Annotated in this window: 8 protein-coding genes; 3 read left to right on the forward strand and 5 right to left on the reverse strand. The window is 72.9% G+C overall.

Going from position 1 to position 12,617, the window contains the following annotated elements; genetic code table 11:
• Positions 1 to 14: 14 nt before the first annotated feature.
• Positions 15 to 6,251, forward strand: coding sequence for an RHS repeat domain-containing protein (locus IEZ27_RS54940; protein WP_189647436.1), 6,237 nt, complete (start codon positions 15 to 17; stop codon positions 6,249 to 6,251).
• Between the two features lie 48 nt (positions 6,252 to 6,299).
• On the opposite strand, the gene IEZ27_RS13180 is transcribed toward IEZ27_RS54940, so the two are convergent.
• Genes IEZ27_RS13180 through IEZ27_RS13200 form a run of 5 tightly spaced genes read right to left on the reverse strand, consistent with a single transcriptional unit; the run spans position 6,300 to position 9,946 of the window.
• Entirely contained in the window at positions 6,300 to 7,307 is a 1,008-nt protein-coding gene (locus tag IEZ27_RS13180) for an alpha/beta fold hydrolase (protein ID WP_189647437.1), read from the reverse strand.
• A gap of 52 nt (positions 7,308 to 7,359) precedes the next feature.
• Positions 7,360 to 8,157 carry an ABC transporter permease gene (locus IEZ27_RS13185; protein WP_189647438.1) on the reverse strand — a complete coding sequence of 266 codons (798 nt, stop codon included), beginning with the start codon at positions 8,155 to 8,157 and terminating at the stop codon, positions 7,360 to 7,362.
• Positions 8,154 to 9,041 (reverse strand): ABC transporter ATP-binding protein, encoded by an 888-nt coding sequence (locus IEZ27_RS13190; protein WP_189647439.1) that lies wholly within the window; start codon positions 9,039 to 9,041, stop codon positions 8,154 to 8,156. Before IEZ27_RS13190 ends, IEZ27_RS13185 begins: the two co-directional genes overlap by 4 nt.
• A complete protein-coding gene (locus IEZ27_RS13195) occupies positions 9,038 to 9,400 on the reverse strand; it encodes a hypothetical protein (protein ID WP_189647440.1) in 363 nt (120 codons plus the stop codon). The genes IEZ27_RS13190 and IEZ27_RS13195 overlap by 4 nt, the downstream gene beginning before the upstream one ends.
• A 3-nt stretch (positions 9,401 to 9,403) precedes the next feature.
• Positions 9,404 to 9,946: a helix-turn-helix domain-containing protein gene (locus IEZ27_RS13200; protein WP_189647441.1), complete on the reverse strand. Its 543-nt coding sequence runs from the start codon at positions 9,944 to 9,946 to the stop codon at positions 9,404 to 9,406.
• 79 nt (positions 9,947 to 10,025) lie between these two features.
• On the opposite strand from IEZ27_RS13200, the gene IEZ27_RS13205 reads away from it, so the two are divergent.
• Both IEZ27_RS13205 and IEZ27_RS13210 read left to right on the forward strand, forming a co-directional pair.
• Positions 10,026 to 11,201: a PAS domain-containing sensor histidine kinase gene (locus tag IEZ27_RS13205; RefSeq protein WP_189647442.1), complete on the forward strand. Its 1,176-nt coding sequence runs from the start codon at positions 10,026 to 10,028 to the stop codon at positions 11,199 to 11,201.
• Between the two features lie 101 nt (positions 11,202 to 11,302).
• The gene (locus IEZ27_RS13210; RefSeq protein ID WP_229823942.1) at positions 11,303 to 12,490 is read left to right on the forward strand and encodes an ROK family transcriptional regulator; all 1,188 of its coding nucleotides are present in this window, start codon (positions 11,303 to 11,305) and stop codon (positions 12,488 to 12,490) included.
• The last annotated feature ends 127 nt before the right edge of the window (positions 12,491 to 12,617 follow it).

The raw sequence follows: 12,617 nt of genomic DNA on the forward strand, positions 1-12,617 counted from the left end.
CCCTGGGAGAAACCGTGGACAGTGAGTTAGAGCTGCCAGAATCCCGCTGGAATCGTTTTCAGCAGCCCGCCGACGAACCCGACGCCCCCGATCCCCGCTGGAACCGCTTCGAGGGCGTGACGCCCGAAGCCGCCTGGCCGCGCCGGCTGGCGACCGTGCTCGCGGTCGTGCTCCTGGCGCCGATGGCGTACGCGATGCCCGCCTCCGCCGCGCCCCGCAAGGCGCCGTCGGTGCAGAAGGAGACGCCGGTCAAGGGCGGGAAGGTGCCCGTGCTGCGGCCGCTCGCCGACCCCGTCGCCGAACGGGCGTGGAAGGCCCCGCCCGCGGTCGCCTGGCCCGCGCCGCAGACGGCCGAGCTGGGCGGCGCGGCGACCGCCACGCTGGCCGCCGGGTTCCCGGTGCGGCTGGCCCCCGCCAAGGGCGTGGCCGCGGCGGCCGCCACCCCGGTCAAGGTCGAGCTGCTCAAGACGGACCTGCTCGGCGTCGCGATGCGCCTGTCGCCCGGCCAGGGCGTCGCGGCGGCCAAGGCGTCCGGCAGCACCCGGCTGGAGATCGACTACTCCGGCTTCCGCTACGCCTCCGGCGGCGACTACGGCGCCCGCCTGCGCGTCGTCAAGCTGCCCGAGTGCGCGCTCGACGCCGCGGCGACCGGCTGCGCCGCGCCGCAGCCGGTCAAGAGCGACAACGACCCCAAGGCCGGCACGCTGACCGCCGAGGTCGAGACCACCGGCCTGTACGCCGTCACCGCAGCCGCCTCCGGCCCGTCCGGCGACCACGCCGCCACCTCGCTGGCCCCCTCGGCGAGCTGGAGCGTCGGCAACCAGTCCGGCGACTTCTCCTGGAGCTACGGCCTGCGCACGCCGCCCGCCCTGGGCGGCGACGAGCCCGACCTGTCGCTCGACTACTCCTCCCAGAGCGTGGACGGCCGTACGGTCTCCACCAACAACCAGCCGTCGTGGGTGGGGGAGGGCTTCGAGCTGAACCCCAGCGGCTACGTCGAGCGCCGCTACAAGGCCTGCATGATCGACGGCAAGAAGACCGGCGACCTGTGCTGGGACCAGGAGAACGCCACCCTGTCGCTCGGCAACTCCGCCGTCGAGCTGGTCAAGGACGCCACCTCCAAGCAGTGGCGGCCCAAGCGCGACGACGGCACCCGCGTCGAGTACCTGACCGGGGCCACCAACGGCGACAACAACGGCGAGTACTGGCGGGTCACCACCGCCGACGGCACCCAGTACAGCTTCGGCCTGAACCGCCTGCCCGGCTGGGCGACCGGCAAGCCGGAGACCAAGTCGGTGCAGACCGTGCCGGTGTTCGGCAACAACAGCGGTGAGCCCTGCTACTCCAGCACCCCGGCCAACGCCTGGTGCCAGCAGGGCTACCGGTGGAACCTCGACTACGCGGTCGACACCCACGGCAACGCCACCACGTACTGGTACGAGAACGAGAAGAACTACTACGGCCGCAACATGAAGCCCGAACAGGGCACCGTGTACGTGCGCGGCGCGTACCTCACCCGCATCGACTACGGCTACCTGCAGAACGAGCTGTTCACCAGGTCGCCCGCGGCCCGGGTGGTCTTCGACGTGGCCGAGCGCTGCCTGCCCTCCGGGACGATCACCTGCGCCCCCGACCAGCTCAAGAAGGAGACCGCGGCGTCCTGGCCGGACGTGCCGTTCGACCAGATCTGCGACTCCGGGGTCAAGTGCACCGACCGCCTGTCGCCGACGTTCTTCTCGCGCAAGCGCCTGGCCAAGGTCACCACGCAGATCCTCAACCCCGCCGGCCAGTACGCGGCGGTGGACTCCTGGACGCTGGCCCACCAGTTCCCCGCCACGGGCGACGGCCTGAGCCCGTCGTTGTGGCTGGCCTCGCTCCAGCAGAGCGGCCACGTGGGCGGCACCCTCACCCTTCCCAAGGTCACGTTCACCGGCGTGCAGCTGCCCAACCGGGTGGACGGCAACGAGGGACGCGCGCCGCTGGTCAAGTGGCGGGTGCAGGCCGTGAACAACGAGAGCGGCGGCGAGCTGCGGGTCAACTACGCGGCGGCCGACTGCAAGCCCGGCGACGTGCCGGCGGCGGCCGACAAGAACACCCGGCTCTGCTTCCCGCAGCGCTGGGCGCCGCCGGCCGAGGGCGAGGTCACCGACTGGTTCCACAAGTACGTCGTGACCCAGACGATCGAGGTGGACCGCGTCGCGGGCTCCCCGAACGTGGTCAAGGACTACGAGTACCTCGACGGCGCGGCCTGGCGCTACGCCGACAACATCCTGGTCAAGCCCGAGCAGCGCACATGGGCGGACTGGCGCGGGTTCGGCCGCGTACGGGTGCGCGAGGGCGACGGGCAGGACACCAAGCGCACGCTCACCGAGTTCAGGTACTTCCGCGGCATGCACGGCGACAAGCAGGCCGACGGCTCCAAGCGCAGCGCGCAGGTCGTCGACACCGAGGGCGTCAAGCTGGACGACCTCGACCAGCTCTCCGGCTTCGAGCGTGAGGAGATCCTCTACAACGGCGACGGCGGCGCGATCCTGACCGCGACCGCCGAGGAACCATGGTCGCTCAAGACCGCCGAGTCCACGCAGGGCGGCGTCACCAAGACCGCGTACGTGGTCGAGCCCAAGTCGATGGTGACCCGTACGGCGCTGGCGGGCGGCGCGTGGCGGCGTACCGGCGAGGAGCGCTCGTACGACGCCAAGGGCCTGCTCACGCAGGTGGAGGAGAAGGGCGACCTGGCCACCGCCGACGACGACGAGTGCACCCGCTACACCTACGCCCGCAACGACACCGCCTGGATGCTCGACTACACCAGCAGGATCCAGAGGGTCGCCGCGAGCTGCGGCACCGCCGTCTCGGCGCTGGCCGCCGGTGAGGTGATCTCCGACGAGCGGGTCCAGTACGACGACAAGGCGTACGGCCAGGCGCCCACCAAGGGCGACGTGACCACAGTCCAGCAGCTCGCCGCCGCGGACGGCTCGACCGTCACCGACAGCACCCACACCTACGACGTCTATGGTCGCGAGACCAGCGAGACCGACCCGGTCGGGACCACGTCCACCACCACCTACAGCCCGGCGACCGGCGCCCCGGCCACCGAGGTCGTCGAGACCAACCAGCTCGGCCACGTCGAGCGCACCATGCTCGAACCCGCCTGGGGCGAGCCCGTCGCCGAGGTAGACGCCAACAACCGGCGCGTCGACATGGAGCACGACGCGCTCGGCCGCCTGGTCAAGGTGTGGCAGCCGGACCGCAGCAAGGCGGCCGGGCAGTCGCCCAGCACCGAGTTCGCCTACACCATGCGCACCGACGGCCCCAGCTACGTCACCACCAAGACGCTGCGCGCCGACGGCGGCTACACCGTCAGCCACGAGCTGTACGACGGCCTCATGCGCGAGCGCCAGACGCAGGAACCCGCGCCCCGCGACGACCAGACGCAGGACCCCGCGCTGCGCGACGGGCGCACGATCACCGACACCTTCTACAACTCGCTCGGCGAGGTGAGCAAGTCCAACACCGGCTACTTCGCCACCGGCACGCCCGCCACCGATCTGCTCGCGGTCGCCGACACCGACGTGCCGACGCAGGTCGTGTCGTTCTTCGACGGCGCCGGCGAGGTCAACGCCCAGGCTCTCAAGGCCAAGGGCGTGGAGAAGTACCGGGTCTCGGCCACGCAGGAGGGCGACCGGATCCACGTGACGCCGCCGGCCGGCGGCACCGCCACGACCCGGATCGGCGACGCCGACGACCGCCTGGTCGAGCTGCGCCAGTACAAGGGCGCGACCCCGACGGGCGCGTACGAGGCCACCAAGTACACCTACGACCGTGCCGGACGCCTGTCCACCGTCACCGACCCGGCGGGCAACGTGTGGCGGCACAACTACGACGTGCGCGGCCGGGAGATCAAGACGGAGGACCCGGACAAGGGCGTCACCACGATGACGTACAACGACGCCGACGACCTGGTCAGCACCACCGACTCCCGCGGCAAGACCCTCTGGTACGTCTACGACGACCTCGGGCGCAAGAAGGAGCTGCGCGACGGCTCGGCCACCGGCACGCTGCTGGCCGAGTGGAAGTACGACGCGCTGGCCAAGGGCCACATGAACGCCAGCATCCGGTACGCGGGCGGGCAGGCGTACAAGGCGGAGATCAACGCGATCGACGCCGACTACCGCACGCTGCGCGAGACCGTGACCGTCCCCGCGCGGGAGGGCAAGCTGGCCGGCTCGTACGTGCTCAACACCCGCTACACCCTCGACGACCAGGTGCAGTCGGTCAGCTTCCCGGCCGGGGGCGGACTGGAGGCCGAGTCGGTCGTCTACTCCTACGACGAGCTCAGCCAGCCGACCAAGGTGAGCGGGTTGTCGTCGTACGTGACCGCGACCCGCTACTCCAAGCTGGGCGAGACCCTGCAGTACGAGCTGGGCTCGGGCGGCAAGAAGACCTGGCTCACCTACACCCATGACGAGTCCACCCGCAGGCTGACCAGGATGCGGCTGGACAGGGAAGGCGCCGCCGCCACCGACCTCGACCTCAACTACGACTACGACGCCGCCGGCAACATCACCAAGATCGCCGAGAAGGCGGGCGGCCAGGACACGCAGTGCTTCACCTACGACCACCTGCGCCGGATGACCTCGGCGTGGACGGCCACCGACGACTGCGCCGGCGGCACGCCGACCTCGGGGAAGATCGGCGGCGTGGCCCCGTACGCGGTCAGCTACGGCTACGACGCCACCGGCAACCGGATCAAGGAGACCAAGCACGCCTGGGGCGGCGCGCCCGAGACCGTGCGCACCTCCACCTACCCGGCCGCCGGGGCCAAGCAGCCGCACGCGGTGCAGAACATCGGCGCTGACCTGTTCACCTACGACGAGGCGGGCAACACCACCCGGCGCAAGGTCGGCACCGCCGACCAGAGCCTCGTCTGGGACGCCGAAGGCAACCTGGAGTCGGTCACCGAGGCCGGCAAGACCACGTCGTTCGTCTACGACGCCGACGGCGACCGCCTGCTGCGCAAGACCCCGACGGACGCCACCCTGTACGTGGACGACATGGAGCTGCGCTTCGACTTCGCCAAGGACGCCGTCGAGCAGACCCGCTACTACACCATCAACGGCGAGCCGATCGCGGTCCGTACGCCGGACAACCAGGTCTACTTCCTGGCGGCCGACCACCAGGGCACCGCGCAGGCTGCGGTGAACGGCGGCACCGGGGAGCTGGCCGTACGGCGGATGACGCCGTTCGGTGAGGACCGGGGGTCGCCGCCGCCATGGTGGCCCGGACAACGGGCCTTCGTCGGCGGCACCCAGGACCCGACGACCGGGCTCGTCCACCTGGGCGCCCGCGAGTACGACCCCAAGAACGGCCGTTTCCTGTCGGTCGACCCCATCATCGACGAGGAGGACCCGCAGCAGCTCAACGCCTACGCCTACGCCAACAACAGCCCCGTCACCATGAGCGACCCCGACGGCCAGCTGTTCTGGATCGCGGTCGGCATCGCGGCGCGGATCGCGGCCCGCATCATCGCCAGGAAGCTGGCCCAGGCGGCGGCCCGGCGGGCGGCGCTCGCGGCGGCGCGGGCGGCGGCGCGGCGCGCGGCCATCGCGGCGGCCAAGCGGCGGGCGGCGGCGCTGGCCAGGAAGAAGGCGCTGGAGGCGGCCAAGAAGAAGGCCGCGGCGGCGGCCAAGCGCAAGGCGCTGGCCGCGGCCAGGAAGAAGGCCGCGGAGAAGGCCAAGAAGGCGGCCGCGGCCGTGGCCAGGAGAAGGGCCGCAGCGGCGGCCAGGAGAGAGGCACGCAGGAAGGCCGCCGAGGCGGCGGCGAAGCGGCGGGCCTCGGCGGCGGCCAGGGCGCGCAACCGCTACCGGGCGGAGCGGGCCCGGCGCGCCGAGGCCGCACAGCGACCGGCACGCCGTCCGACCAGCCACAGAGCGGTGCAGCGGCAGTCGCCGCCGAAGGCCAGCAGGCAGCCGGCGCAGCCGCGTCCGAGCCACGTCTACCGGAACGACGGCACCAGGCAGCCGACGCAGTCCTACACCGTCTACCGCGACGGCAGGATGTACCCGGACGGGCCGCCGCCGCCCAGCCTGACCAGGCCCGGCGGCTCCGGACAGGGTGAGAAGCAGATCTTCAGACCCGAGAAGGTCGAACCGGAGAACACGCGGACCGGCACGATCGCCGAGACCGGCGCCCGCGTCACCCGCTGGATCGACCAGAGCGGCCTGGACGACCTCCTCGGCGGCCTGTTCTGATCCCCGGCCACGGGCGTGAGGACCGCACCCGGCCCTCGCGCCCGTGGCTCACCCGGCCGTCGCGTCCGCCCGGACGTCGTGGGCCGTGGTGAAGGCCAGGAGAGAGGCCGCCGTCCGGGACGGTTCCTCCAGCATGGGGGAGTGCCCGACCCCGGGCAGCAGCTCGACGGTGGCCCCCGGGACCGCCCGGTAGCCGGCGGCCGAGGCCGAGCGCCATCTCCGGTCGTCCTGGCCGAAGATCACCAGCAGCGGCTTGCCGAGGACGGCCAGCCGGTCGGGCAGCGGGCGCTGCCGCAGGTAGGCGTCCGCCGCCTGCGAGGTGCTGGTGAGCGAGTGATAGGTGGTGCCGCGTACGTCCTCCACGAGCTGCGGCGGGATCCGGTAGCCGGGTCGGCTGAACGCGGTCTCCAGCCCCCGGAGCAGGATCCCGTCGGTGCGCAGGCGCCACAGCAGTTGCCCGGCGACGGGCACGAACAGCAACTGTCCGACGAACCCGTCCGAGATGAAGGCGTCGAGGCGGGGCCCGGAGTCGATGAGGGCGAGCGCGCTCACCAGGCCGGGCCGCTGCTCGGCGAGCGACGTGGCGACCGAGCCGCCGGTGGAGTGGCCGGCCACGACGGCGTGCCGCACGCCGAGCCGGTCCAGCGCCGCGCCGACCCGGCGGCCCTGCTCCGGGATGGTGTAGCCGCCGCCGGCCGGTTTGGCCGACCGGCCGTGGCCGAGCAGGTCGATCCGGATGACACGATGCGAGCGCGCCAGCTCCGGGACGACCGCGTCCCACCAGCGGGTCGATCCGGCCAGCCCGTGGATCAGCACGAGCGCCGGGGCGCCGGCGGGGCCGTCCTGGCGGACGTACAGGCCACCGCCGTCGACGGGCACGATCGACTCGCCCGTGGCCGCGGCCTCCTGGCCCGACACCGTCAGCGTGTTCACCAGGAGCAGCCCGGCGACGGCCAGGAGGACGCCCGCGACGACGAGCCGGCGCCTGCGCCGCCCTCCCGCGCGCCGCGCGCCCGTCCGGACGGCGGAGGTGTGGACCTCTAGGGAAGTCTTCATGACGACACTGTGGCCGCCCCCGCCGCCCGCCGGATTGGACGAATGTTCCCGGTCAGGCCACGTCGCGGCGCAACGGTCGCAGGACGGCTGCCGTGCTCGCCAGCACCGCGTACGCCAGCAGGACCAGGGCTCCGGCCGCCGGGGACAGCAGCCGTACCGGCTCGCTGGACAGTTGCGCGGCCAGCGCGTCGGCCACGGCGGTGAAGTCCGTCAGCGCCGAGGTCGCGCCCCCGGGCAGCCACGGGTAGAGCTCCCGGACCCCGGGGATCATGATCAGCAGCAGCTCCCCGCCGTACAGGTAGCCGATCACCACGCACAGCGCGGCGACCTGGTGGCGCAGCAGCGCGCCCATCCCCACGCCGAGCACCACGTAGACCGCCATCGCCACCGCCAGCCGGGCCAGCAGCTCCACGATCGTCGCGGCGGGCAGCCCGAGCCCGACGCCGCGGGCCGCGGCCGCGCCGAACAGCGCCGCGCCGGCCGACCCGGCCAGGACCAGCCCGTACGCCAGGCCCGCCACGGCGTAGGCGACGAGCTTGGCCACCAGCACCCGCCACCGGTCCGGCGCGAACAGGAACGTGAAGTTCACCGTGCGGTGCCGGTACTCCGACGTCACGGCGAGCGTGCCGACCGCGGCCGGGACGAAGGCCGTGAACCCGAGGAACCCCAGGACGGCCCGCACCCCCGCCTCCGTGTGCAGCCCCGGCATCGGCGGCTCGAAGTTCTCCGGCCCGACGACGGCCAGCAGCCCGATCAGCCCGCCCCCGAGCAGGACGGCCACCAGCAGCATGGCCCACCACATCCGCGTGGCCAGCAGCCGCCGGAACTCCGCCCGGACGAAGGCCCTCATGCCGCCGCCCCGGTGAGCCCGAGGAACAGCCGCTCCAGGGTCGGCTGCTCGGCGGTCAGGCCGTGGACCGGCAGCCCGTGGGCCGCGGCCAGCTCGGCCACCCGCGCCGGAGCCAGGCCGCGGACCCGCAGGTCGTGCGGCCCGGTCAGCTCCACCAGCTCGGCCTCGGCCACCAGGACCGCGCGCAGCCCGGCGGCGTCGGGGGTGCGTACCAGCACGTCCGGCTCGGCGCCGCACAACTCCCGCAGGCGTCCGGCGGCCAGCAGCCGCCCTCGCCCGATGACCACCACGTCGTCGGCGACCTGCTGCACGTCGGCCAGCACGTGACTGGACACCAGGACCGTACGGCCCTCGGCGGCCAGCCCGCGCAGGAACGAGCGCAACCAGGCCGCCCCCTCGGGGTCGAGCCCGTTGCCCGGCTCGTCCAGCAGCAGGACGCGCGGGTCGCCGAGCAGGGCGGTGGCCAGGTTGAGCCGCTGCCGCATACCGGTCGACAGGGCGCCCGTCGCCCGCCCGGCGGCCCCGGCCAGGCCCACCAGGCCCAGCAGGTCGTCGACCCGCCCGTCAGGATGACCGCCCATCGCGGCATATATCCGGAGATGGTCCTTGACCGAATGCCGGGGATGGAACGACGCGGCGTCGAACATCGCGCCCACCACCGTGGTCGGGCGCGGCAGGTCGCGGTAACGCCGCCCGCCGATGGTCACGCCGCCGCGCGTGGGGGTGACGTGGCCGACCATCATCCGCATCGTCGTGGTCTTCCCGGCCCCGTTCAGGCCGAGGAACGCGGTGACCGCGCCCGGCCTGACCGTGAAGCTGAGGCCGTCGACCGCGGTCAGGGAGCCGTACCGTTTGGTGAGGTCGCGGACCTCGACGCCGGTCACGCGACCACGGCCCGGAGTGTCGCGGCGACCCGGGCCGCGTCAGGGAGCGAGATGACCACCTCGTCGAACTCGCCGCCGGCCGCGGCGCGGTCCAGCAGCAGATGCACCGCCGGGACGCCGCGGGTGACCGACACGAGTTGCCGCGGGCCGCCGTACAGGCCCCACACACCGATCTTGGTGTGGCCCGTCACGGCGAGCCCCCGCCGCGCGCCGCGCGGGACGCGCAGCGGCTCCCCGGCGACCCGCACCTCCCGCACCGCCGCGAGCGGGAAGACGTACCCGCCGCGACCGGCGAGCAGCCGCTCCCAGCGGCCGAGTCCGATGGTGACCCGACCCTCGTTGACCATTACCGTCGCCACAGCTCAGCCTTCCTTCAGGGGGAGCAGGACCGTCGCCAGCAGCCGTGGCGTACGCCCTCCTCCCGGCTCGTTCGCCAGCAGCGGCCGCACCAGCTCGGCGAACCCCTGCGCGAAAGCGATGAACTCCTCGTCGTCCAGGTGCAGCACCATTTGCTGGTAGCCGGCGCCGTCGGCCGCCAGGTCGACGTGATCCCGGTCGAGGTAGCGCGAGAATTCCGACAGCAGGCTCCCGGCGAACGCGGTGAACCACCGCGCGTGATCGTCCGGGGTCGCCGAGGCCAGCGCCTCGGGGGACGGGGTGAGGCCGCCCTCGGGCACCGCGTACACCCGTTCGGTCGCCCCGCCGACCTTGTGCTCCTCGACCACCTCCAGCAGCCCGGCCTTGGCCAGCGTCGAGATCTGCCGGTAGAGCGTCGCCTGCGGCACGTCGGGCAGCAGGCCCGCCAGGTCGGAGGCCGTACGGTGGCCGCCCGCGACGGCGCGCAGGATGCGGATGCGCACGGGATGCAGCGCCAGCTCGGCCCAGCGCTCTGTCGAGATCCTCACGTTGGACACGTTATCACTATCGAGAATGAGAATGACAATCGGAGGGCGTTCCCGCATGTCAAGGGCCCTGTGAGGGTAGATGGCGGCTGAGGGGGACCCGGTGATGGGAGCGTCGGTCGACTACCAGGCGGCATTCGAGGCACTGCCGTGTCCCTGCGTGGTGCTCACGCGCGGGCAGGTCGTGCTCGCCGTCAACGACGCGTACCTGCGGATGACCGGCCAGGACCGGGAGGAGATCGTCGGCCGCGGCCTGCTGGGCGAGCCGCCGGTCCTCGGCGACCTGAGCGGGTCCGGGGCGGCGAAGCTGCGCGCCTCGCTGGAGCGGGTGGCCGGTACGGGCGTCGGCGACGTCGTACCGCTGCTGCGGCACGACTGGGAGCCGCCCGACCAGTGCCATTGGCGCCTGACGAACGCGCCCGTGCTCGACCCGGCGGGGGAGGTGCGCACGATCGTCGTCGTCTTCGGCGAGATCACCGGTGCCCTCGAACGCGGACGACCCGCGAACGTCCCGCCCGGCGGGCGCGTCTCCGGCCCGCTCAAGCCGAACGCGCTGCTCCACCAGGCCTACCGCCAGGAGCAGCAGAAGGTCTCGATGTTGCACGAGACGATCGAGCACCAGCAGCGGTTCGTGTTCGACGCCGCCCACGACCTGCGCAACCCCATCACGGGCCTGCTGACCGAGCTGGAGGAGGCGCTGTCCGACCCCGAAGCCGACCTGCGCCGGACCCTCCACAGCCTGCGCCGGGACGCCGAACGCCTCAACGACATCGTCGGCGACCTGCTCGCCCTGGCCCGCCTGTACACCGCCCCGCCGCCCGGCGCCGATCTCGTCGACCTCGCCCGCCTGGTCGTGGAGGAGCTGGACACCCACCCGCCCAGCGCCGCCGTCGTCACCCGGCTGGAGCAGGACGTGGTCGTCCGGGCCTCGCGGGTGCGGCTGGCCCGGCTGCTGTCCAACCTGGTGGCCAACGCCGAGCGCCACACCACCAGCAGGATCGAGTTCGTGGTCGCCGCCGCCGCGCCGTACGCGGTGCTGGAGGTCGTCGACGACGGGCCGGGCATCCCGCGCGAGGAGCGGGAGCGCATCTTCCACCGGCTGTACCGCCAGGACCAGGCGCGCGCCCTGGACTCCGGCGGCTCCGGGTTCGGCCTGCCGATCGCCCGCGAGATCGCCCACGCCTACGGGGGCGACCTCTTCGTGGCCGACCACCCGGACGGCGCCCGGTTCGTGTTGCGGCTCCCGCTGGCGTCCTAGCTCCCTCACTTATGCCGATGGTCAGCCATAAGTTCGGGTTTTGCCGTCGTAGATAGACTTGGAAGCCTCTGAAGTGGCTGCCGTCATCGGCGGAGAGGCTGGTGTTGACTCTGGACACGCTCCACGGCGCGACGGCGGGGGCCGGCGCGCTGCTCTCCCTGCTGCGGGAGGGACCCCCGCGCACCCGGACCGAGCTGGTTCAGCTCACCGGCCTGGCCCGCTCCACGGTCTCGCAACGACTCGACGCGCTGCTGCGCCACCGCTGGGTGCTGCCCGCCGACGACGTCGTGTCCTCGGGCGGGCGTCCGGCGGCGATGTTCGCCTTCAACCGTACGGCGCGGCTCGTCCTGGCCGCCGACCTGGGGGTCATGCACGAGCGGGTCGCGCTCACCGACCTCGGCGGCGCGGTGCTGGCCGAGCGGACCGCCGACGTGCCGATCGGCCGGGGCCCGGAGGCGACGCTCGGACGGCTCGCGCGCACGTTCGCCGAGCTGCTGGAGGAGAGCGGGCGCGACCTGGCCGACGTGTGCGGCGCGGGCATCGGCCTGCCGGGGCCCGTCGAGTACTCCACGGGACGTCCGGTCAACCCGCCGCTCATGCCGGGCTGGGACCGTTTCCCGGTGCCCGAGTGGCTGGGGGAGCGGCTGGGTGCGCCGGTCTTCGTCGACAACGACGTCAACATCATGGCGCTCGGCGAGCAGCGGGCCGGCCGGCAGGAGGCCGGCCAGCTCGTCTTCGTCAAGATCGGTACGGGCATCGGCTGCGGCGTGATCTCCGACGGCCGCCTCCACCGGGGAGCCCAGGGCGCGGCCGGCGACATCGGGCACATCCGCGTCGCCACCGCCGGCGACGACGTGTTGTGCCACTGCGGCAACGTGGGCTGCCTGGAGGCCCTGGCGGGCGGGGCCGCGCTGGCCGCCCGGATCTCCTCGACGGGCGTGCCCGCCCAGGGCGGCCGGGACGTCGTGACCCTGCTGCGCGCGGGCAACCGCGACGCCGCCCAGCTCGTCCGCCAGGCGGGCCGCGAGATCGGCGACGTGCTGGCCACGATCGTGAACTTCTTCAACCCGGCGGCGATCGTGATCGGCGGCGACCTCGCCGACGCGGGGGAACATCTGCTCGCCGGGGTCCGCGAGGCGATCTACAAGCGCTCGCTCCCGCTGGCCACGCAGCACCTGCGCATCCAGGTCAGCGAGCTGGGCGACCGGGCCGGCGTCGTGGGAGCGGCCGTCATGGTGCTGGAGAACGTCCTCGCCCCCGACGCGGTGGACAGCAGCCTGGCCGGCTGAACGTCCAGAAGGCCGCCCCCGCCCTCGTCCAGGGCCGGGGCGGCCTTCGTCGTTCCGGAGGACCGTTACGTCTTGGACTTGGCGGACTTTCGTTGACAATCATCAAAAGCCGGTTCTAATCTCCGGA

The sequence above is a fragment of the Nonomuraea spiralis genome (assembly GCF_014648435.1).
In the GTDB taxonomy this organism is placed as follows: Bacteria; Actinomycetota; Actinomycetes; order Streptosporangiales; family Streptosporangiaceae; genus Nonomuraea; species Nonomuraea spiralis.